Annotated in this window: 21 protein-coding genes and 1 tRNA gene; 19 read left to right on the top strand and 3 right to left on the bottom strand. The window is 71.7% G+C overall.

What is annotated here, in order from left to right:
- The first annotated feature begins 2 nt into the window (after positions 1 to 2).
- The 9 genes from MRBLMI1_RS03425 (at position 3) to MRBLMI1_RS03465 (ending at position 8608) form a co-directional block, all read left to right on the top strand.
- A complete protein-coding gene (locus tag MRBLMI1_RS03425) occupies positions 3 to 350 on the top strand; it encodes an HIT domain-containing protein (RefSeq protein ID WP_367726736.1) in 348 nt (115 codons plus the stop codon).
- Positions 351 to 399: 49 nt separating this feature from the next.
- Positions 400 to 1425, top strand: coding sequence for a PhoH family protein (locus MRBLMI1_RS03430; protein ID WP_367727587.1), 1026 nt, complete (start codon positions 400 to 402; stop codon positions 1423 to 1425).
- Positions 1422 to 1889 (top strand): rRNA maturation RNase YbeY, encoded by a 468-nt coding sequence (gene ybeY / locus MRBLMI1_RS03435; RefSeq protein ID WP_367726737.1) that lies wholly within the window; start codon positions 1422 to 1424, stop codon positions 1887 to 1889. The genes MRBLMI1_RS03430 and ybeY overlap by 4 nt, the downstream gene beginning before the upstream one ends.
- Positions 1886 to 3190, top strand: a complete 1305-nt coding sequence (locus MRBLMI1_RS03440; RefSeq protein WP_367726738.1) for a hemolysin family protein — start codon at positions 1886 to 1888, stop codon at positions 3188 to 3190. The genes ybeY and MRBLMI1_RS03440 overlap by 4 nt, the downstream gene beginning before the upstream one ends.
- Complete coding sequence (gene era, locus MRBLMI1_RS03445; protein ID WP_367726739.1) at positions 3187 to 4083, top strand: GTPase Era; 897 nt, start codon at positions 3187 to 3189, stop codon at positions 4081 to 4083. Before MRBLMI1_RS03440 ends, era begins: the two co-directional genes overlap by 4 nt.
- A gap of 42 nt (positions 4084 to 4125) precedes the next feature.
- Positions 4126 to 5073, top strand: coding sequence for a quinone oxidoreductase family protein (locus MRBLMI1_RS03450; RefSeq protein WP_367726740.1), 948 nt, complete (start codon positions 4126 to 4128; stop codon positions 5071 to 5073).
- A 158-nt stretch (positions 5074 to 5231) separates the two neighbouring features.
- Complete coding sequence (gene leuA, locus MRBLMI1_RS03455; protein WP_367726741.1) at positions 5232 to 6992, top strand: 2-isopropylmalate synthase; 1761 nt, start codon at positions 5232 to 5234, stop codon at positions 6990 to 6992.
- A 10-nt stretch (positions 6993 to 7002) separates the two neighbouring features.
- Complete coding sequence (locus MRBLMI1_RS03460) at positions 7003 to 7791, top strand: methyltransferase domain-containing protein (protein WP_367726742.1); 789 nt, start codon at positions 7003 to 7005, stop codon at positions 7789 to 7791.
- A 34-nt stretch (positions 7792 to 7825) separates the two neighbouring features.
- Positions 7826 to 8608 carry an MOSC domain-containing protein gene (locus tag MRBLMI1_RS03465; protein WP_367726743.1) on the top strand — a complete coding sequence of 261 codons (783 nt, stop codon included), beginning with the start codon at positions 7826 to 7828 and terminating at the stop codon, positions 8606 to 8608.
- Positions 8609 to 8650: 42 nt separating this feature from the next.
- Here MRBLMI1_RS03465 and MRBLMI1_RS03470 read toward each other — a convergent pair whose 3' ends face one another.
- Positions 8651 to 9349 carry a trimeric intracellular cation channel family protein gene (locus tag MRBLMI1_RS03470; protein ID WP_367726744.1) on the bottom strand — a complete coding sequence of 233 codons (699 nt, stop codon included), beginning with the start codon at positions 9347 to 9349 and terminating at the stop codon, positions 8651 to 8653.
- A 174-nt stretch (positions 9350 to 9523) separates the two neighbouring features.
- On the opposite strand from MRBLMI1_RS03470, the gene recO reads away from it, so the two are divergent.
- From recO to MRBLMI1_RS03510, 8 genes are all read left to right on the top strand, one after another.
- Positions 9524 to 10252, top strand: coding sequence for a DNA repair protein RecO (recO, locus tag MRBLMI1_RS03475; protein ID WP_367726745.1), 729 nt, complete (start codon positions 9524 to 9526; stop codon positions 10250 to 10252).
- The gene (locus MRBLMI1_RS03480; protein WP_367726746.1) at positions 10249 to 11061 is read left to right on the top strand and encodes an isoprenyl transferase; all 813 of its coding nucleotides are present in this window, start codon (positions 10249 to 10251) and stop codon (positions 11059 to 11061) included. Before recO ends, MRBLMI1_RS03480 begins: the two co-directional genes overlap by 4 nt.
- 46 nt (positions 11062 to 11107) lie before the next feature.
- Positions 11108 to 11803: a DsbA family oxidoreductase gene (locus MRBLMI1_RS03485; RefSeq protein WP_367726747.1), complete on the top strand. Its 696-nt coding sequence runs from the start codon at positions 11108 to 11110 to the stop codon at positions 11801 to 11803.
- Positions 11804 to 11887: 84 nt separating this feature from the next.
- On the top strand, positions 11888 to 13054 hold the full coding sequence (dusB, locus tag MRBLMI1_RS03490; RefSeq protein WP_367726748.1) for a tRNA dihydrouridine synthase DusB: 1167 nt from the start codon (positions 11888 to 11890) through the stop codon (positions 13052 to 13054).
- Positions 13047 to 14378 carry a deoxyguanosinetriphosphate triphosphohydrolase gene (locus MRBLMI1_RS03495; protein WP_367726749.1) on the top strand — a complete coding sequence of 444 codons (1332 nt, stop codon included), beginning with the start codon at positions 13047 to 13049 and terminating at the stop codon, positions 14376 to 14378. The genes dusB and MRBLMI1_RS03495 overlap by 8 nt, the downstream gene beginning before the upstream one ends.
- The gene (dnaG, locus tag MRBLMI1_RS03500) at positions 14378 to 16228 is read left to right on the top strand and encodes a DNA primase (protein WP_367726750.1); all 1851 of its coding nucleotides are present in this window, start codon (positions 14378 to 14380) and stop codon (positions 16226 to 16228) included. The genes MRBLMI1_RS03495 and dnaG overlap by 1 nt, the downstream gene beginning before the upstream one ends.
- Positions 16229 to 16312: 84 nt before the next feature.
- Positions 16313 to 17086: an ATP-binding cassette domain-containing protein gene (locus MRBLMI1_RS03505; protein ID WP_367726751.1), complete on the top strand. Its 774-nt coding sequence runs from the start codon at positions 16313 to 16315 to the stop codon at positions 17084 to 17086.
- A gap of 62 nt (positions 17087 to 17148) precedes the next feature.
- Positions 17149 to 17221 (top strand) — tRNA-Asn (locus tag MRBLMI1_RS03510).
- Between the two features lie 166 nt (positions 17222 to 17387).
- On the opposite strand, the gene MRBLMI1_RS03515 is transcribed toward MRBLMI1_RS03510, so the two are convergent.
- The gene (locus MRBLMI1_RS03515) at positions 17388 to 17705 is read right to left on the bottom strand and encodes a hypothetical protein (protein ID WP_367726752.1); all 318 of its coding nucleotides are present in this window, start codon (positions 17703 to 17705) and stop codon (positions 17388 to 17390) included.
- Positions 17706 to 17935: 230 nt separating this feature from the next.
- On the opposite strand from MRBLMI1_RS03515, the gene glsA reads away from it, so the two are divergent.
- The gene (glsA, locus tag MRBLMI1_RS03520; protein ID WP_367726753.1) at positions 17936 to 18868 is read left to right on the top strand and encodes a glutaminase A; all 933 of its coding nucleotides are present in this window, start codon (positions 17936 to 17938) and stop codon (positions 18866 to 18868) included.
- 28 nt (positions 18869 to 18896) lie between these two features.
- Positions 18897 to 19733 (top strand): zinc-ribbon domain-containing protein, encoded by an 837-nt coding sequence (locus tag MRBLMI1_RS03525; protein WP_367726754.1) that lies wholly within the window; start codon positions 18897 to 18899, stop codon positions 19731 to 19733.
- A 4-nt stretch (positions 19734 to 19737) separates the two neighbouring features.
- Here MRBLMI1_RS03525 and def read toward each other — a convergent pair whose 3' ends face one another.
- On the bottom strand, positions 19738 to 20304 hold the full coding sequence (def, locus tag MRBLMI1_RS03530; RefSeq protein ID WP_367726755.1) for a peptide deformylase: 567 nt from the start codon (positions 20302 to 20304) through the stop codon (positions 19738 to 19740).
- Between the last annotated feature and the right edge of the window lie 5 nt (positions 20305 to 20309).

Here is a 20309-nt window from a genome sequence, read left to right on the forward strand (position 1 = left end):
CCATGACCGAGCCGTCGATCTTCACGAGAATCCTGCGCGGCGAGATCCCGGCCGAGATCGTCGCCGAGACCGAGAACGCCTTCGCCATCCGTGACATCGCCCCGCAGGCGCCCGTGCACCTGCTGGTCATCCCCAAGACCGAGCAGTACCGCAACGTCGTGGAGCTCGCCGCGGGCGACCCCGACCTGCTGACCGAGATCATCGGTCTGGCCAACTCCGTCGCCGCCGAACACGCGGACGGCGACTTCCGACTCGTCTTCAACACCGGCGCCGGTGCCGGTCAGACGGTCTTCCACGTGCACGCCCACGTCCTCGCGGGCGGCCTGAACGAAAAGAGCCTGGGTGGCTGACTCCTCCGAAGGACCCGTCGTCGAGCGCATCTACGCCGACGGCGTCGCGATGGTGCAACTCCTCGGACCGCAGGACCGACTCCTGCGCGTCGTCGAGAAGGAGCACCCCGGTGTCGACGTGCACGTGCGCGGCAACGAGATCACGCTCTCCGGAGAGGCGGACGCGGTCGCCGCGGCGAAGTCCCTCGTCGACGAGCTGATGACGATGACGCGCAACGGCCAGGGCCTGGACCCGTCCGACGTGTCGAGCTCCAGCCGCATCCTGCGCAACGACGGCGGACCGCGTCCCTCCGAGGTGCTCGGCGAGGCGATCCTGTCGTCGCGCGGCAAGGTCATCCGCCCCAAGACGCTCGGGCAGAAAGCGTACGTGGATGCCATCGAGGAGAGCACGATCGTGTTCGGCATCGGCCCGGCCGGTACCGGCAAGACCTACCTCGCCATGGCGAAGGCCGTGCAGGCGCTGCAGCGCAAAGAGGTCAGCCGCATCATCCTGACGCGTCCGGCGGTCGAGGCGGGGGAGCGGCTCGGCTTCCTGCCCGGCACCCTCACCGACAAGATCGACCCGTACCTGCGGCCGCTGTACGACGCGCTCAACGAGATGATGGACCCCGACATCGTCCCCAAGCTCATGGCGACGGGCACGATCGAGGTCGCCCCGCTGGCGTACATGCGCGGGCGCACGCTCAACGACTCGTTCGTCGTGCTCGACGAGGCGCAGAACACCACGCCCGAGCAGATGAAGATGTTCCTCACGCGCCTGGGCTTCGGCACGCGCATGGTCGTCACCGGCGACATCACGCAGATCGACCTCCCCCAGGGGGCCTCCGGCCTCCGCCTGGTCACCCGCGTGCTGGGCGACATCGACGACATCCACTTCTCGTACCTCACCAGCGACGACGTCGTGCGGCACACCCTCGTCGGGCGGATCGTGGACGCGTACAGCGAGTACGACGAGAAGAAGCTGGCCGCGCGGCGCGAGCGCGACGAGGCCAGCGAACTCGCCACCCGTGCGGAGCGACGCGGCCCCCGGGCCGCGGGTCCCCGCGATCACCTCCCGAGACGAAACCGTTCATGACGATCGACATCAACAACGAATCCGGCCACGAGATCGACGAGCAGGTCCTGCTCCGTCTCATGGAGCACAACCTCGCCGAGCTCCACGTGAGTCCCGACGCCGACGTCGCCATCGTGCTCGTCGACGAGGGCGCCATGGAGTCCCTCCACGTGCAGTGGATGGACGAGCCGGGTCCGACCGACGTCCTCAGCTTCCCCATGGACGAGCTGCGCCCGGGCTCCGAGGACGCGCCGACCCCGGCCGGCCTCCTCGGCGACATCGTCCTCTGCCCCGCCGTCGCGGAGACCCAGGCGGTCGCGGCCAAGCACTCCACGCAGGACGAGCTGATCCTGCTGACCACGCACGGCCTGCTCCACCTCCTCGGCTTCGACCACGCCGAGCCCGAGGAGGAGCGCGAGATGTTCGGCCTGCAGCGGGAGCTGATCACCGGGTTCCAGGCCGTCGAGCGCCGCCGGCGCGCATGACCGCGACCCTCCTCCTCGTCGCCGCCCTCCTCCTCGTCGCCTTCGGCGGGTTCATGGCGGCGTCGGAGGCGGCGCTGGGCGTGACGTCCCGCGCCGATCTGGCGGAGCTGGGGGCGAGCGGGCGCAACGCCCGTGCGCTCCAGCGCATCGCCGCCGACCCGAGCGCGCACGTCACCGCGGTCGTGTTCATCCGCGTCCTCGCCGAGACCACCGCGGCGGTGCTCGTCACCGCCGCGTTCATGCTGCTGTTCGAGAACATCTGGCTGGCCCTGCTGGCTGCGGCCGTCCTCATGAGCGGCATCTCCTTCGTCGCGGTCGGGGCCTCGCCGCGTACCGTCGGCCGCCAGCACGCCCGCGGGCTCCTCCGCGGCGGCGCCCCCGTCATCCGCGGCATGCGCCTGCTGCTCGGACCGCTGGCGCACGGCCTGGTCGCGGTCGGCAGCCGCATCACGCCCGGGGTGTCGCACTCGACGTCGTTCGCCTCCGAGGAGCAGCTGCTCAGCATCATCGACGAGGCCGCCGAGAACGAGCTCATCGAAGAGGACGACCGCGAGCTCATCCACTCGGTCTTCGACTTCACGGACCGCTACGTCCGCGAGGTGATGGTGCCCCGCACCGACATGGTGACCGTGGATGCCACCGCCACCTCGCGCGCCGCCCTCGCGCTGTTCCTCGACAAGGGCGTCTCCCGCGTGCCGCTCGTCGACGACGAGGCGGACGACGTGGTCGGCATGCTCTACCTGAAGGACCTGGTCCAGTTCGGGTTCCGCGACGAGGCCGGCTGGCGCGACGCGCCGATCCGCCGCATCGCGCGACCCGCCGTGTTCGTGCCCGAGTCGATGAAGGCCGAGACGCTGCTCCAGCAGATGCGGCGCGACGCCGTGCACGTCTGCCTCGCCGTCGACGAGTACGGCGGCGTCGCCGGTCTGGTCACCCTGGAGGACCTCATCGAGGAGCTCGTGGGCGAGATCGCCGACGAGTACGACCTGCCCTCGACCGAGGTCGTCGAGCTGGAGGAGGGCCGCTACCGCGTCAGCGCCCGCCTGGGTCTCGACGAGGTCGGCGACCTGTTCGGCCTGGAGCTCGACGACGAGGACGTCGACTCCATCGGCGGCCTGCTCGGCAAGGCGCTCGGCCGCATCCCCCAACCCGGGGCGACGGCGGAGCACTCCGGGCTCGTCATGACCGGCGGGGCCTCGCGCGGCCGCAACCGCGGCATCGCCACCGTCTTCGTCGAGCGCGCCGACACGGACGACCACGACACCGACGACGAGAACGTCCGCGAGAGGACCGAGAGATGACCGACACCACCCGTTCCGGATTCGTCACCTTCGTGGGGCGGCCCAACGTCGGCAAGTCGACGCTGACCAACGCCCTCGTGGGCGAGAAGGTCGCGATCACGAGCGAGAAGCCGCAGACGACGCGCCGCGCCATCCGCGGCATCGTCAACCGCCCCGGCGGACAGCTGGTGGTCGTCGACACTCCTGGCATCCATCGTCCCCGCACCCTGCTGGGTCAGCGCCTCAACGACCTCGTCGAGCAGGTGCTCGGCGACGTGGACGTCATCGCGTTCTGCGCCCCCGCGAACGAGAAGGTGGGTCCGGGGGACCGGCGCATCGCCGAGTCGCTGTCGGGCTACCCCCGGGCCAAGAAGGTCGCGCTGGTGACGAAGACCGACGCCGCGAACCGGGAGCAGATCACCGAGCGTCTCATCGAGGTGGACGCGCTTCGTGAGGACTGGGACGCGGTCATCCCGCTGTCGGCGGTCACCCGCGACCAGCTGGACGTCCTCAGCGACGAGCTGCTGGCCCTCATGCCCACGGGTCCCGCGCTCTACCCGGACGACGTGGTCACCGACGAGACCCTCGAGGACCGCATCGCCGAGATCATCCGCGAGGCGGCGCTGGAGGGCGTGCGCGACGAGCTGCCCCACTCGATCGCGGTCACCGTCGACGACGTCGCCCCCCGCGAGGACAGCGACCTCACCGACGTCTACGCCAACATCGTCGTCGAGCGCGACAGCCAGAAGGCGATCATCATCGGCCGCAAGGGCTCGCGTCTCGCCGACGTCGGCGCACGCGCACGCAAAGGCATCGAACCGCTCGTCGGCGGCCGGGTGTACCTTTCGCTGCATGTGCGCGTCGCCAAGGAGTGGCAGCGCGACCCGAAGCAGCTGGGGCGACTCGGCTTCTGACGCGCCCGACGCGCTCCGACACGACGACGAGAGGTGGATGCCATGGCGATGAGGTGGACGGCGCCGCAGCCCGGGCCGATCGACGGCTGGCGTTTCGACGAGGTCGAGGTCGCCCCGCCGGGGCCCGGCGAGGTCACGATCTGCGTGCACGCGGCGGGGATCAACCCCGCCGACGCCAAGCACGTCGCCCGGGCCCGCCCCGGCGCGACCTTCCCCGTGCCGATCGGCTACGAGCTGTCCGGCGAGATCGTCGCCGTCGGCCCGGACGCCGTCGGCGGTTCCGGTGAGCTGGCGGAGGGCGACGAGGTCGTAGCCTTCCGCGTGCAGGGCGCCTACGCCACCGCGCTCACGGTCCCGGCCCGCGACGTGTTCGCGAAGCCGTCGACCCTCTCGCACCCCGAGGCGGCGAACCTGCTGCTGGCCGGCACGACAGCGGCCGAGATGATCCAGGTGACCCGTGTCGCCGAGGGCGACACCGTCCTGCTCCACGCCGCCTCCGGCGCGGTGGGCGTGAGCCTCCTGCAGCAGGCGCGGGCGCTCGGCGTCACGGTGATCGGCACGGTGGGACCGGATGCCGCGGAGTCGGCCGACCGCGTCCGCCGGTACGGCGGCATCCCGGTGGCGTACGGCGACGGGCTGCGCGACCGCGTCGCGGAGGCGGCCGCGGGGGCGCCCATCGCGGCCGCGTGGGACGCCGCGGGCACCGACGAGGCGATCGACGTCTCGCTGGAGCTGGTGGCGGACCGCGACCGCATCGTGACGATCGTCGACCCCGCCCGCGCCGAGAAGGACGGGTTCCTGTGGATCGCCGGGTCGCGGCCGGAGAGCACCCGCTTCCGCGACATCGCCCGCGCGCGGGTGCTCGAGCTGGCGGCATCCGGAGCCCTCGAGGTCCCCGTCGCGCGCACGTATCCGCTCGCCGACGCGGTCGAGGCGGTGCGGTTCGTCATGACCGGACACCCGGGCGGCAAGGTCGCCCTGCTGCCGTGACGCGGCGGGAAGCCCGCGCGAGGTGCTGCTACGATCGCAGGATGCGCTTCGGTGGCCTGCTTCTTCTTAGCTGCCGCGACGAGTCCTCGTTCTAGGGCCTTCCTCGTCGCGGAGATCGTCGTCGGCCCCACCGAACGAAATCACAGAAGCGACACATCATGAAGAACACCCAGAAGCCCACGTCCGCTCCGGTCCACAAGTACCGTCCGTTCCACGAGCAGATCCGCGTCGACCTGCCGGACCGCACCTGGCCGTCGAAGCGCATCGAGACCGCGCCCCGCTGGTGCGCCGTCGACCTGCGTGACGGCAACCAGGCGCTGATCGACCCGATGAGCCCCGAGCGCAAGCGCGTCATGTTCGACCTGCTCGTGAAGATGGGCTACAAGGAGATCGAGGTCGGCTTCCCGAGCGCCAGCCAGACCGACTTCGACTTCGTCCGTCAGCTGATCGACGACGACCTGATCCCCGACGACGTCACGATCCAGGTGCTGACCCAGGCGCGGGAGCACCTCATCGCCCGCACGTACGAAGCCATCGCGGGCGCCAAGCAGGCGATCGTGCACCTGTACAACTCCACGAGCGTGCTGCAGCGGGAGGTCGTGTTCCGCACCGACCAGGACGGCATCGTCGACATCGCCCTCGAGGGCGCGCGCCTGTGCAAGAAGTACGAGGCGACGATCCCGCAGACCGAGGTGTACTACGAGTACTCGCCCGAGAGCTACACCGGCACAGAGCTCGAGTTCGCGCTGCGCATCTGCAACGAGGTGCTCGAGGTGTTCCAGCCGACGCCGGAGCGCAAGGTCATCCTGAACCTGCCCGCCACGGTCGAGATGGCCACGCCCAACGTCTACGCCGACTCGATCGAGTGGATGTCGCGCCACCTGAACCACCGCGAGAACGTCATCCTGTCGCTGCACCCGCACAACGACCGGGGGACGGCCGTCGCGGCCGCCGAGCTCGGCTACCTGGCGGGCGCCGACCGGATCGAGGGATGCCTCTTCGGCAACGGCGAGCGGACGGGCAACGTCGACCTGGTCGCTCTGGGCATCAACCTGCTGACGCAGGGCATCGACCCGCAGATCGACTTCAGCGACATCGACCAGGTCAAGCGCACGGTCGAGTACTGCAACCAGCTGCCCGTGCCCGAGCGCAGCCCGTGGGCCGGCGACCTCGTCTTCACCGCCTTCAGCGGGTCCCACCAGGACGCGATCAAGAAGGGCTTCGAGGCGATGGAGGCCCGCGCGACCGCCGAGGGCAAGAGCATCGACGAGATCGAGTGGGCCGTCCCGTACCTGCCCATCGACCCGAAGGACCTGGGCCGCTCGTACGAGGCCGTCATCCGCGTCAACTCCCAGTCGGGCAAGGGCGGGGTCGCCTACCTGCTGAAGGCCGACCACGCGATCGACCTGCCCCGCAAGCTGCAGATCGAGTTCTCCGGCGTCGTGCAGGCGCGCACGGACGCCGAGGGCGGCGAGGTCTCCAGCGGTCAGATCTGGGACATCTTCACCGACGAGTACCTGCCGTCGCAGGACGACGACCAGCGCTGGGGCCGGTTCGAGCTGCTGTCGACGCGCTCCTCGAGCGACATGTCCGGCGACGTCCACCTCGACGTGTCGCTGCGCGACGGTGACGCCGTGCAGCCCGCGTCGGCCGTGGGCAACGGCCCCGTGGCCGCGTTCCTCGAGATCGTGCGCGCGCAGGGCTTCGACGTCACCCTCTACGACTACGTGGAGCACGCGCTGAGCTCGGGCGGCGACGCCCAGGCGGCGGCGTACGTCGAGCTGCAGGTCGACGACCAGCGCCTCTGGGGTGTCGGCATCGACGGCGACATCTCGACGGCGTCGCTGAAGGCGATCGTCTCGGGCGTCAACCGCGCCATCCGCAGCCGTCAGGCCTCCGGCGCCCTCGCCGCCGTCTGAGGACGTCGTCGTGTCTTACGCCCACGGACACCACGAGAGCGTGCTGCGTTCCCACGCCGCGCGCACTGTCGCCGACTCGGCGGCGTACCTGGTGTCGTCGCTGTACCCCGGCGCCAGCATCCTCGATGTGGGAGCCGGGCCCGGCACCATCACCGTCGACCTCGCCGACCGGGTCTTCCCGGGGCGGGTCGTCGGGGTGGATGCCGCTTCCGACGTCGTCGAGGTCGCTCGCGCGGCCGTCGCGGGGCGTACGAACGTGGAGTTCCGCGTCGGCGACGCGTACGCGCTCGACCTCCCCGACGCGTCCGTCGACATCGTCCACGCGCACCAGACGCTTCAGCACCTGGCGCGACCCGTCGACGCCCTACGCGAGTTCGGCCGGGTGGCCGGCCCCGACGGGCTCGTCGCGGTGCGCGACGTGGATTACGGCGGCGTGATCTGGCATCCGCAAATCCCCGCTCTCGACGAGTGGATCGAGACCTACCACGGCGTGCACCGCGGCTCGTCGGGCGAGCCCGATGCGGGTCGGCGCCTCAAAGCGTGGGCGCGCGAGGCCGGGTTCACCCGGATCGATGGGAGCGCGAGCGTGTGGGTGTTCGACACGCCCGACAAGCGCGCGTGGTGGGGCGGGATGTGGGCCGATCGCGTCCTCGCCTCGGCGTTCGCTGATCACGCGCGAGCGCTCGGGCTCGCCGACGACGCGCTCCTGCGGCGGATCTCCGGCGCCTGGCGCGAGTGGGCGGCGCACCCCGACGGGTGGATCCTGCTGCCGCACGGCGAAGTCCTCGCGCGCTGGTGAAAGCGGGGGAGGGCGTCGGTGCGAGGATGAAAGCGTGATCCGCGTCGATGCCCTCTACCGCTACCCCGTGAAGGGCTTCACGCCCGAACGCCGCCGGCGTCTGGTCGTCCAGACGGACGGGCGCGTCCAGGGCGATCGTGCGCTGGTGTTCGCCTTCGCCGACGTCGACCACCCCGACGAGGCGACGTTCCCGAAGAGCCGCGGGCTCGCGCTCATGACCTTCCCCACGCTCGCTCGCATCGCCCTGACCCTCGACGACGCGACGGACCGGCTGCGTCTCCGCGTCGACGACATCGACGTCGAGGCGGATCTCGACGAGGACGGACGCCGACGGCTCGCCGAGGCCGTCACCGCCTATCTCCGCACCTCGTCCGACGCGAAGCTCCTCGACCGCGACGGCATCCTGCCGCTGCAGCTGATCGGCGACAGCCGCACCGCGCGCTTCCAGGACCGTCCGCAGGGCTACATCTCGCTGCACGGCGCGGCGTCGGTGCAGGACCTGGATGCCGCCGTCCCTGCACCGGTGGACGACCGACGGTTCCGTTCCAACATCGTCGTCTCCGGCGCCGCCCCCTGGGCAGAGCTCGACTGGCGCGGACGCGTCCGCATCGGCGAGGTGGTGTTCGAGGTGCAGAAGCCGATCGAGCGCTGCGCGGCCATCACCGCCAACCCGGACACCGGCGTGCGCGACGCGCGACTGCTGCGGGTACTCACGACGGAGTTCGCGCAGACCGAGCCGACGCTCGGCATCCTGCTCCTGCCCGTCGACGGCGGCGGCACGATCGCCGAGGGCGACGAGGTCGTCCCGCTCGGCTGAGGGTCTCCCACCGCGCGACGCGGGCGGGACCGTCTGCGACGTTCAGGACGCGTCGTCGGTGCGGATGATCGGGATGCCGGTGGTCTCGACCGCCACCTTGCGGCGGTAGAGCTTCCGCTGCTCGGGCAGGGACAGGTCGAAGATGACCGCGAGCACGCGGATGACCGTGGTGACGGCCACGCCGATCACCGCCGCGATCGGCAGCGGCACACCGAACGCCGCCGTGGTCGCGAGCACCGCGCACCCGCCGCCGGCCGCCACCGCGTAGAGCGAGCCGACGTGCATGATGGCGACGGGCAGGCCCATCAGCACGTCGCGGAGGACGCTGCCCCCGGCCGCTGCCACCACGCCGACGAAGACCGCGGGCACCGCCGGCATGCCCAGCGCAAGCGCCTTCGACGTGCCGAAGGCACCGAACAGGCCGATCACGACGGCGTCGAGCATGACGATGGCACGGTTCAGGCGCTGGAAGATCCCCGAAAGCAGCATCCCCACGATCGAGGCGAGCGTCGCGGTGATGAGGTACCAGTTGCTCTGCAACGTCGCCGGGGTGAGGCCGAGCAGGAGGTCGCGGATGAGACCGCCGCCCATCCCCAGCAGGATGCCAATGATTGCCACTCCGAGCAGGTCCAGGCGCCGCTGCCCCTGGAAACCCGACGCGAACAGCGCCCCCTGCACCCCGCCCAGGGCGACGGCTGTCAGATCCGCCCACAGCGGGATGACGAAGGTCGGCGTGTCCACGGCATCCATTCTCCCGGGTCGGGCGGCCCGTGCCCGTCTGCAGCACCGGCGGGGCGGGTGTGGCCGGAAGGGGCCGGTGCGACGCCCCCGCGGCCGTACGCCGTGCCGACGTGCGTCACCCGCGCCCAGCGCGCCGCACGGCCGACCCCCGGTGACCCGGGTCGATAATGGACTGTGCCCACCTACCGCGACGAAGTCGTGGTCCTGCGTACCCACAAGCTGGGGGAGGCGGACCGCATCGTCACCCTCCTCAGCCGCCGCAACGGCAAGATCCGCGCGGTGGCCAAGGGCGTCCGCCGCACGTCGTCGCGCTTCGGGTCGCGTCTGGAGCCGTTCATGGTCGCGGACGTGCAGCTGTACCGCGGCCGTTCGCTCGACATCGTTCAGCAGGCCGAGTCGCTCGGCTCCTACGGCGCCGACATCGCCGTGCACTACGACCGGTACACGACGGCGAGCGCGATGGTGGAGACGGCGGACCGGTTGAACGAGGCCGAGGCGACGCCTCAGCAGTACCTCCTGCTGGTCGGCGGGCTGCGTTCGCTGGCGCGCGGCGACCACGCGTCGCGGAGCGTGCTGGACTCCTATCTGCTGCGCGCCATGGCGCTGTCGGGCTGGGCGCCCGGTCTCGGCGAGTGCGCCCGCTGCGGGACCGTCGGCGACCACGACTACTTCCTCGCCCAGCTGGGCGGCGTCATCTGCTCCGCGTGCGCCCCCGCCGGCTCCCCGCGCGTCGCGCGCGACACCGTGGACCTGCTCCGCGCCCTCATCGCGGGGGAGTGGGACATCGTGGACGCCGCCCCCGACCGGACCACCGCCGCCGCCTCGGGACTGGTCGCGACGTACGCGCAGTTCCACCTCGAGCGCGGCATCCGCTCCCTCTCGCACCTGGATTCGAGGCGATGACCCCCAAGCCCTTCACGCACCGCGACGCCGTCCCCTACCGCCCGGTCGACTGGACCGCGGAGTACCCGCCGGCGTTCCCGAAGGGGGCGGTGCCGGAGCACGTCGCCATCGTCATGGACGGCAACGGCCGGTGGGCCAACCGCCAGGGACTGACACGCGTCGAGGGCCACCGCGCCGGGGAGGCGGCGCTGCTCGACGTCGTGGCCGGCGCCATCCAGGCCGGCGTGAAGCACTTGTCGGTCTACGCCTTCTCGACCGAGAACTGGTCGCGCTCGCCCGACGAGGTCCGCTTCCTCATGGGCTTCAACCGCGAGGTCCTGCACCGTCGCCGCGACCAGCTCAACGAGTGGGGCGTGCGCATCCGCTGGTCGGGTCGCAAGCCGCGCCTGTGGGGCTCGGTCATCAAGGAGCTCCAGCACGCCGAGCGCCTGACCGAGGGCAACGACGTGCTCACCCTGACGATGTGCGTGAACTACGGCGGGCGCGTGGAGATCGTGGATGCCATGCGTCGCATCGGCGAGGACATCGCGGCCGGGCGGCTCAAGCCGTCGGCGGTGACGGAGAAGCTCATCCGCCGGAACCTCTACCAGCCCGACATGCCCGACGTGGACCTCTTCGTCCGGTCCAGCGGCGAGCAGCGCACCTCGAACTTCCTGCTGTGGGAGTCCGCCTACGCCGAGATGGTCTTCCTCGACACGCTGTGGCCCGACTTCCGGCGCACGCACCTGTGGGACGCCATCGGCCTGTACCTGTCGCGCGACCGCCGATTCGGCGGCGCCGTCGACACCCCGGACGCCGCCGGCCGGTGAATGCCGCTGCGGGAATAGTTCGACGTCGAGGAAGGTTGCAGGCCACATGACGGATGCCATCAAGATCGACGTGTGGAGTGACATCGCCTGCCCCTGGTGCTACATCGGCAAGCGGAACCTCGAGAACGGACTGGCCGCGACGGCCTCCGACGACGACGCGCCGGTCGTGGAGATTGAGTACCACTCGTTCGAGCTCTCTCCCGACACCCCGGAGGACTTCGACGGGGGCGAGGTGGACTACCTGTCGCAGCACAAGGGCATCTCGCCGGAGTCGGCGCGGGAGATGCTGGACCGCGTGACCGGCGTGGCCGCCGAAGCGGGTCTGGCCTACCGGTTCGACATCCTCAAGCACACCAACACCGTCAAGGCCCATGAGCTCCTGCACTTCGCGAAGGAGAACGGGCGCCAGCTCGAGCTGTCGGAGCGCCTCATGTCGGCGTACTTCCTCGAGGGGCGCCACGTCGGGCGCGACGACGACCTCGTCGCCCTGGCCGTCGAGGTCGGCCTGGACGAGGCCGCCGCCCGCGACGCCCTGTCGTCGCAGCGCTACCGGCCCGCCGTCCGCGCGGATCAGGAGCAGGCGCAGCAGTACGGCATCACGGGCGTGCCCTTCTTCGTCATCGACGGCAAGTACGGCGTGAGCGGGGCGCAGCCGGTCGAGGCTTTCGCCCAGATCGCACGGCAGGTGTGGGGCGAGCGACGCGAGGCCGCGGCCGCCGCTCCCGAGGGCGCGAACGCCTGACCGCCTTTCCTCCCCAGCGATGCCCGCGCGGTGCGTTGTGCACAGCGGGCATCGCCGGCTCCGCTCGTCTGGGAGAATGAGACAGTGAACACGGCACTCGCTCCGACGCGCACCCTGCGCATCGGCAACATCGAACTCGACGCCCCCGTCGTGCTCGCGCCCATGGCCGGCATCACGAACACCGCGTTCCGCCGCCTGTGCCGCGAGTACGGCGCCGGACTGTACGTCAGCGAGATGATCACGACGCGCGCCCTCGTGGAGCGCAACGAGACGACGATGCGGCTCATCCGGCACCACGAGTCCGAGACGCCCCGCTCGATCCAGCTGTACGGCGTCGACCCGGCCACCGTCGAGGCGGCTGTGCGTCTGATCGTCGACGAGGACCACGCCGACCACATCGACCTCAACTTCGGCTGCCCCGTCCCGAAGGTGACCCGCCGCGGCGGCGGCTCCGCCCTGCCGTGGAAGACCGGGCTGTTCCGCGAGATCGTGGAGCGCGCCGTCCGCGCCGCCGGCGACAAGCCGCTGACGATCAAGATGCGCAAGGGCATCGACGCCGAGCACCTCACCTACCTCGAGGCCGGACGCATCGCGGAAGGCGCCGGGGTGGCATCCATCGCCCTCCACGCCCGCACGGCCTCGGAGTTCTACTCCGGTCAGGCCGACTGGAGCGCGATCACGAAGCTGAAAGAGACGGTCACGAGCGTGCCCGTGCTGGGCAACGGCGACATCTGGTCCGCGGACGACGCGGTGCGCATGATGGACGAGACCGGATGCGACGGCGTCGTCGTCGGACGCGGATGCCTCGGACGCCCGTGGCTGTTCGGCGATCTGGCCCGTGCGCTCGGCGGTCCCGCTGCCGCCGCGGGGGAGCCGGTGGACGCCACGCTGGGCTTCGTGGCCCAGGCGTTCCGCCGCCACGCGGAGCTGCTCGTCGAGTTCTTCGAGGACGAGGGCCGCGGCTGCCGCGACATCCGCAAGCACGTCGCCTGGTACTTCAAGGGGTATCCCGTCGGCGGCGACCTGCGGGCGAGCCTCGCGACGGCCTCCACGCTCGCCGAGATCGACGAGCTGCTCGCCACGATGGACCTCGCCGCGCCCTACCCGGGTGCGGCGGCCGAGGGGCAGCGGGGACGTGCGGGCACACCGAAGCGGCCGGCCCTGCCCGACGGCTGGCTGGACTCCCGCGAGATCGGCGACGCCGCCGGACGTGCGCTGGCCGACGCCGAGCTGGACCACAGCGGTGGCTGACGCGGTGTCGGTCGCGGCGCGCCCGGACGGCTATGTCGAGGCCGACGGCGCCCGGTTCCACACCGAGCTCCACCGTTCGCAGCGCGACGACTTCGCGCGGGACCGCGCCCGTGTGCTGCACTCCGCCGCCCTGCGTCGCCTCGCCGCCAAGACCCAGGTCCTCAGCCCCGCGAGCCCGGCCGACTTCGCCCGTAACCGCCTGACGCACTCGCTCGAGGTCGCCCAGGTCGGCCGCGAGCTGGCGACGGCTCTGCGCCTCTCGCCCGACGTCGTCGACACCGCATGCCTGAGCCACGACCTCGGCCACCCGCCGTTCGGCCACAACGGCGAGCGGGCGCTGAACGACTGGGCCGAGGACATCGGCGGGTTCGAGGGCAACGCCCAGACCCTGCGTATCCTCACGCGGCTCGAGCCGAAGGTCTTCGGCCCGGCGGGGGAGTCCTACGGCCTCAACCTCACCCGGGCGAGCCTGGATGCCGCCTGCAAGTACCCGTGGACCGTCGACGAGCCGGTCCCCGACCCGGGCGGCCGCCTGAAGTTCGGCGTCTACCCCGACGACGAGCCGGTCTTCCACTGGATGCGGGACGCGGCGCCGCCGCGCGTGCGCTGCATCGAGGCGGAGGTCATGGACCTCTCCGACGACATCGCCTACTCGGTCCACGACTTCGAGGACGCCGTCGTCAACCGGTACCTGGATCCCGCGATCCTCTCGGCCCCGGGGGAGCGCGAGTCGCTGCTCACGGCGATCCAGACCTGGGTGGGCTTCGACTTCTCGCGCGACGAGCTCGCCGACGGTCTCGAGCGTCTGCTCCTCGTCCCCGAGTGGATCGGCTCCTTCGACGGCACCCGGCCCGCGCTCGCCCGTCTCAAGAACCTCACCTCCGACCTCATCGGGCGCTTCGCCCGCGCGGCCACCGCCGAGACCCGCGCGTCCTACCCGGTCGCCGACCTGACCCGCTACCGGGCCCACGTCGTCGTCCCGCGCTCGGTCGAGGCCGAGATGGCGGTCCTCAAGGGCATCATCGGCGCGACCGTCGTCTCCATCGACGGCCGCAAGGTGCTGTACCGCGAGCAGCGACGGGTCCTCAAGCGCCTGGCATCCGCCCTCTGGGACGAGCCGGCCGCCCTCGACGCCCTGCACGCGGAGGACTTCGCCGCCGCCGGCGACGACACCGCCCGGCGCCGGGTCGTGGTCGACCAGGTCGCCAGCCTCACCGACCAGCTCGCGATCGCCTGGCACGGCCGGCTGGTCGGAGAGGTGGATGCCGCCGAGCTCGGCGTCTGGGCCCCCGGCGCACGCCCGCCGCGGGGAGCGGATGCCTGATGCCCCGCATCCGGCAGTCGGACGTCGACGAGGTCAAGACGCGGGTCAACATCGCGGACGTCATCGGTGAGCGCGTCGCTCTGAAGCCCGCCGGCGTCGGATCGATGAAGGGCCTGTGCCCCTTTCACGACGAACGCAGCCCGAGCTTTCACGTCCGACCTCAGGTCGGGTACTACCACTGCTTCGGCTGCGGCGAGTCCGGCGACGTCTACTCGTTCCTGCGGGCGATGGACCACGTCTCGTTCACCGAGGCCGTGGAGCGCATGGCCGGTCGGGTCGGCTACACCCTGCACTACGAGGATGGGGGAGCGGCCCCCGAGACGACCGGACGCTCCCGCCTCTACGCCGCCAACGCGGCCGCGGCGGACTACTACCGCAGCCGGTTGCTCACCCCCGAGGCCGACGCGGCACGGCGGTTCCTCGGCGATCGCGGCTTCGACGCCGGCGCGGCGGCGCACTTCGGCGTCGGCTACGCGCCGAAGGGCTGGTCGTCGCTGCTGGACCACCTGACCGCCCAGAAGTTCTCCCGCGACGAGCTCGTGCAGGCGGGACTGGTCTCGCAGGGGCAGCGTGGGGTGTACGACCGCTTCCGCGGCCGCCTGGTCTGGCCCATCCGCGATGTGACCGGCCAGGTGATCGGCTTCGGCGCCCGCAAGCTCTACGACGACGACCAGGGGCCGAAGTACCTCAACACCCCCGAGACGCCGATCTACAAGAAGGCGCAGGTGCTCTACGGGCTCGACCTCGCCAAGCGCGACATCTCGCGGTCCCACCGCGTGGTCGTGGTCGAGGGGTACACCGACGTGATGGCGTGCCACCTGGCGGGCATCACCACGGCGATCGCCTCCTGCGGCACCGCCTTCGGCAGCGACCACATCTCCGTCCTGCGCCGCGTCATGGGCGACGACAGCGCGTCCGGCGAGGTGGTCTTCACCTTCGATCCGGATGCCGCCGGCCAGAAGGCCGCCCTCCGCGCCTTCGCCGACGAGAAGCGCTTCGCCGCGCAGACGTACGTCGCCGTGGCTCCCGAGGGACTGGACCCGTGCGATCTCCGCCTGCAGCGCGGTGACGGCGCGGTGCGCGCCCTCATGGACACGAAGGCGCCGATGTTCGAGTTCGTCATCGACCAGCGGCTGAAGGACTTCGACCTCTCCAGCGTCGAGGGGCGGGCGGGCGCTCTCCGGGCCGCGGCTCCCATCGTCGCCGACATCCGCGACCCGTCGCTCCGGCCCGGGTACGTCCGCGTCCTCGCTCGCCGGCTCGGCCTGGACATCCCCGAGGTCCAGTCCGCGGTCGAGCGCGCCGCACGCGGCGCCGACCGGGCGGAGGCGCGGGAGAAGGGCCGCACGGCGGGCTCCGAGCCCGAGCGCGCCCCCGTGGCCGCGTCCGTGACGCTGTCATCGCTACCGAACACCCGCGACGTGGCCCTCGAACGCGGCGCGATGATGGCGTTCCTCCAGTACGGGCACCGCATCGAGCCGGACCTGTTCCTGCGCGCGCTGCAGACGCCGTTCGGCCATCCCGCGCTCGAGGCGGTGCGCAGCGCCCTCGCCGCCACCGACCTGTCTCAGCCCGGCTGGGCCGTCGCCGCCGTCGAGGCCGTCCGCGAGCCGTTCCGCTCCCTCGGCGCCGAGCTGCTCACCGCCGAGTTCCCCGCCCGCACCGAGGAGGGCGCCGTCGCCTCGGCGAACGACCTCGCGCGCGGACTGCTCGTGCGTGAGCTGCAACGCGAGAAGGACGAGCTGCTCCGCGGCATCCAACGGGTCCCCGCCGATTCCGACGAGGGCCGCCGTCTGCGCTACCGACTGCGCGAGCTCGACGCCGATCGTCAGCGTCTCGCCGACGCCTGAGCCGCCGCCCCCGCGCAGCGCGTCGCGGGCCGAGACGGCACGCCGTAGTGGCGTCGGCGCGCGCCGTCCGGGAGGATGAGGGCTATGCCCCGGCCCCTGGACACCGACGTCGCCCTGCACGCCGACGACCTCTCCCTCGCCCGCGGGGGAGTGCGCGTCGTCGACGGGGTGAGCCTGAAGGTGGATGCCGGCGCCTCTCTCGTCGTGATGGGGCCGACCGGCGCGGGCAAGTCCTCCCTCGCGGCCGTCCTGGCGGGAGGGACGGACACGGGGATCACGATCGTCGGCGGAGATGCCCGCGTCCACGGGATCTCCGCCCGGCACCCCGGCCGCCGTCGCCGCCAGTGGGTCTTCCACACCGGATATCTGCCGCAGGGTGCCGGCGCCGCGCTGCCGTCCCGGCTCACCGTGTCGGACGTCATCGCCGAGCCCATCACCAGCCGCGACCGGCGGGTCAACCCGCGCGCCCTCTCCGTCCGTGTCGCCACGCTGCTCGACGAGATGCAACTGCCGCTCGGGACGGCGCCGAAGTACCCGTACGAGCTGAGCGCGGGGATGCGGCAGCGCGTCGCGCTGGCCCGTGCGCTCGTCCTGGAGCCACGGCTGCTCATCGCCGACGACCTCTACGCCAACCTCGACGTCGAGGTGCGCGCCGCCGTCCGCACGGCGCTGCGACGTCGACGCGACGAGAACGGCATGGCATCCCTCGTCGTCACGAACGACGCCGACGCCCCCCGGGACCTGGATGCCGACGTACTCGTCCTGCGTGCGGGCCATGCCGTCGCGTTCGGTCCGCGCTCGGAGGGACTCGTGTGGACGCCGGGCGGCACGCCCGAGCGGCGCATTTCCGCCACCTGATTTTTTCGCGGGCGTCCGATCCTGTTAGTATCGTGGGGTTGCCCGCCGCAAGGTGCGCATGATCCTCGGTAGCTCAATTGGCAGAGCAATCGGCTGTTAACCGATAGGTTCTTGGTTCGAGTCCAAGCCGGGGAGCGAGAGACCCGCGTCCATCTAACGCGGCTCTCACCTTAGGCCCGGGCTTCCACCCCGGGCCTTACCTTTTTCTCCGGCGACCGCGGGAGACCGGCTCCCGGCCGTGGCCGATGCGGCGTGCTCGCACCGCCGCTGCCGATCGCATCGCGCGGCACGCGAGGCTTGGTCAGCGCCGACGCGACTTGTGCTCGAGGAACGTGCAGAGCTCGGCCACCGCGACGAACTCGTCGGCGAGTCGGACGAGCGCGTCGCTCGTCAGCTCGGTCGCCTGCGGCTGCGCCTCGATCGTCACGACCCAGCGATCGCTGCCGTCCGGCTGCTCGAGGAGGACCGACGTCCGCGCGTCGCCGAGCTGCGTGACGACGACGGCGCCGTCCCGGCCGTCGGCCTCGTCCGGCGTCGCGACCCTCGCCGCAGCCCCCTCGGGCATCAGCTCGGCGTACTCCTCGAGCCAGTCCTCGAGCATCGGTCGACTCCGGAACATGGGATCCTCCGTCCGCTCTGCTTCCCCTCAACCTAACAATCGGCACCGTCCTGACGCGACACAGACCCGCACCTCCTAGCCATCTCGGACTGCGCCATGCGGGCTCTGCGGTCCTCTTCGCCGACTCCCGGGACGCGGGTCCCACCCCGTCGCGGCCATGCCCCGTGGCATCCCTCCGTCGTCTCCGCCACCCCGGCGGGTACCGGACCCCGGCCTGACAGGGTGGGGGAATGGATGCCGCCACCCCGCACGACATCGACCTCGACGCTCTCCGGACCACGGTCCTCGACGACCGTCGGGGCGACGTGGACGACAGCATCCCGCAGCTGGCCGACGCCGACCCCGGTCTGTGCGGAATCGCGCTCGCCCTGCCCGACGGGGAGGTCAGGGCGTCGGCGCAGGCGGACGTGGCGTTCAGCATCCAGTCCGCGGTCAAGCCGTTCCTGTTCGCTCTGGCTCTCGTCGACACCGACGGGGAGGCGCTCGGACGCGTGGGCATCGAGCCGACGGGGGAGTCGTTCGACGCGATCAAGCTCGAGAGCGGGACCGGCCGTCCGCCGAATCCCATGGTCAACGCCGGCGCCCTGCTCACGGCCTCGCTCGTCACCGGCGGCGACGTCGCCGCACGGCAGGAGCGGATCGCCCGCGGGCTGGCGGGATTCGCCGGCGCCCCCCTCGACGTCGACGAGGACGTCGCCCACAACGAGCACCTCCTCGGCGACCGCAACCATGCACTCGCCCACCTCATGCGCGCGGAGGGGACGATGTCGGTCTCCGCGGACGACGCCGTCGCCGTCTACGCCCGCGCCTGCGCGACGCTCGTCGACGCGCGGATGCTCGCGGTGATGGGGGCCACGCTCGCCCTCGGCGGACGGAACCCCCTGACCGGGGAGCAGGTGGTCCCCGCCGCGGTCGCCCGGGACGTCGTGTCCGTCATGGCGACCTGCGGCGTCTACGACGGCTCGGGCCGGTGGATGCGCGCGGTCGGCGTGCCCGCCAAGTCCAGCGTCTCCGGCGCGATCGTGCTGTCCGCGCCGAGGCGGCTCGGGGCGGCCGTCGTCAGCCCGCCGCTGGACGCGCAGGGCACGAGCGTGCGGGGCCACGAGGTGAGCCGCGCCCTCAGCGAGGACCTCGGCCTCCACAGCTTCGCCGCCGAGGGGTGATGTCGGCGGCCGCCCGTACGCTCCCCGCATGGCCGAGAGAGTGCAGGCGTGGTGGGCGCGCCGTCAGTGGTCCAAGCAGGTCGAGGTGCCGTACGAGATCGGCACCTACCGGGACGCCTGGGCGTCCTTTCCCGCGCTGGTCCGTCAGTATCACCCCGAGCTCAACGCCGGCATCACCCTGACCCAGATCCCGCCCGCTGCGGATGTGCTGCTGCTGTGGGAGTGCGACGCCGGCCACCACTTCGTCGCGACGCCGAGCGAGCAACGCACGCGCCCGGGGCGGGAGCGGCGACGCAGCGCGTGGTGCCCCGATTGCACGCTGCTGGCGGCTCCGCCCCGCATACGGCCGGCGGCGGAGCCGGGCACCCCGGTGCCGCCGCGACGCGTGCGTCCGACGCCGGCCCTCTGCCGCAAGACGCCCCCTCTTCCGCCGGGCAGTCCCTTCGTCTCGACCTGCGCGCCCACGCCCGCGTCCGCGGTGGAGGCGCGCATGCGGGCCGATCTGTCCGCGCGGTTCTCCTTCGACATCGCGGCGAACGCCGTGACGGTAGCGCGCCCGTTCTTCCAGCACACCGAGGTGTGGCCCGACATCGTCATCGCCGACCTGCGCGTGGCGATCGAGTTCGACAGCACCGGCCGGCACGGTCTCGAGCACGTGGGCGATCGCGAGGCGTCCGACCGCCGCAAGGACCGGGCACTACGGGGCGCGGGCTGGGAGGTGGTGCGGGTGCGGACGGGCAACCTGACCGCGCTCGGCCCTCTCGACGTGGAGGCGTCCGGCTGGAACCGCGCGACCCTGGACCGCGTGGATGCCGCGCTCGTCGCGGCGCGCGGAGCGCTCCTGGTCGACGCGTACCGGCGCTGACCGGTCAGGCGTCGATGTCGTCGACGCCCGGCATCCAGGAGGCGCCGGGCTTGCCCCACTTGCGCTTGCGCGCGATCTTCGCCACCACGCGGCTGTCCTCCTCGTCGAGCCGGTCGACGTAGAGGACGCCATCGAGGTGGTCGAACTCGTGCTGGAGGATGCGGGCGCGCCACCCGGACACCTCGATCCGCACCGGTTCGCCGTCCAGGTCGGTCCCCGTCAGGAGGGCCGTCTCGGACCGGCGCAGGGGGAACCGCTCGCCCGGGAACGACAGGCACCCCTCCGACTCCTCGTCGGGATCGGGATAGCCGGGCTCCAACGGGCGGATCCACAGCTGCGGGTTGATGACGACGCCGCGCCACGGCTGCCCGTCGTCGTCCTCGTACGTGTAGGTGAAGATCCGCAGACCGACCCCGACCTGGGGCGCGGCGAGACCGACGCCGGGAGCGGCATCCATGGTCTCGAACATGTCGGCGACGAGCGTGCGGATGTCGTCGGTGATCTCGTCGACGGGGGAGGCGGGGGCGTGCAGCACGGGGTCGCCCATGATGCGGATCGGGAGTACGGCCACGTCTC

Origin of the sequence: Microbacterium sp. LMI1-1-1.1, assembly GCF_040815675.1 — a bacterium.
Taxonomy (GTDB): domain Bacteria; phylum Actinomycetota; class Actinomycetes; order Actinomycetales; family Microbacteriaceae; genus Microbacterium.

Coding starts and splice junctions, on each gene's coding strand:
- MRBLMI1_RS03425 (WP_367726736.1), top strand. CDS start 3: ATGACCGAGCCGTCGATCTTCACGAGAATCCTGCGCGGCGAGATCCCG.
- MRBLMI1_RS03430 (WP_367727587.1), top strand. CDS start 400: ATGGTGCAACTCCTCGGACCGCAGGACCGACTCCTGCGCGTCGTCGAG.
- ybeY (WP_367726737.1), top strand. CDS start 1,422: ATGACGATCGACATCAACAACGAATCCGGCCACGAGATCGACGAGCAG.
- MRBLMI1_RS03440 (WP_367726738.1), top strand. CDS start 1,886: ATGACCGCGACCCTCCTCCTCGTCGCCGCCCTCCTCCTCGTCGCCTTC.
- era (WP_367726739.1), top strand. CDS start 3,187: ATGACCGACACCACCCGTTCCGGATTCGTCACCTTCGTGGGGCGGCCC.
- MRBLMI1_RS03450 (WP_367726740.1), top strand. CDS start 4,126: ATGGCGATGAGGTGGACGGCGCCGCAGCCCGGGCCGATCGACGGCTGG.
- leuA (WP_367726741.1), top strand. CDS start 5,232: ATGAAGAACACCCAGAAGCCCACGTCCGCTCCGGTCCACAAGTACCGT.
- MRBLMI1_RS03480 (WP_367726746.1), top strand. CDS start 10,249: ATGACCCCCAAGCCCTTCACGCACCGCGACGCCGTCCCCTACCGCCCG.
- MRBLMI1_RS03485 (WP_367726747.1), top strand. CDS start 11,108: ATGACGGATGCCATCAAGATCGACGTGTGGAGTGACATCGCCTGCCCC.
- dnaG (WP_367726750.1), top strand. CDS start 14,378: ATGCCCCGCATCCGGCAGTCGGACGTCGACGAGGTCAAGACGCGGGTC.
- MRBLMI1_RS03505 (WP_367726751.1), top strand. CDS start 16,313: ATGCCCCGGCCCCTGGACACCGACGTCGCCCTGCACGCCGACGACCTC.
- MRBLMI1_RS03515 (WP_367726752.1), bottom strand. CDS start 17,705: ATGTTCCGGAGTCGACCGATGCTCGAGGACTGGCTCGAGGAGTACGCC.
- glsA (WP_367726753.1), top strand. CDS start 17,936: ATGGATGCCGCCACCCCGCACGACATCGACCTCGACGCTCTCCGGACC.
- MRBLMI1_RS03525 (WP_367726754.1), top strand. CDS start 18,897: ATGGCCGAGAGAGTGCAGGCGTGGTGGGCGCGCCGTCAGTGGTCCAAG.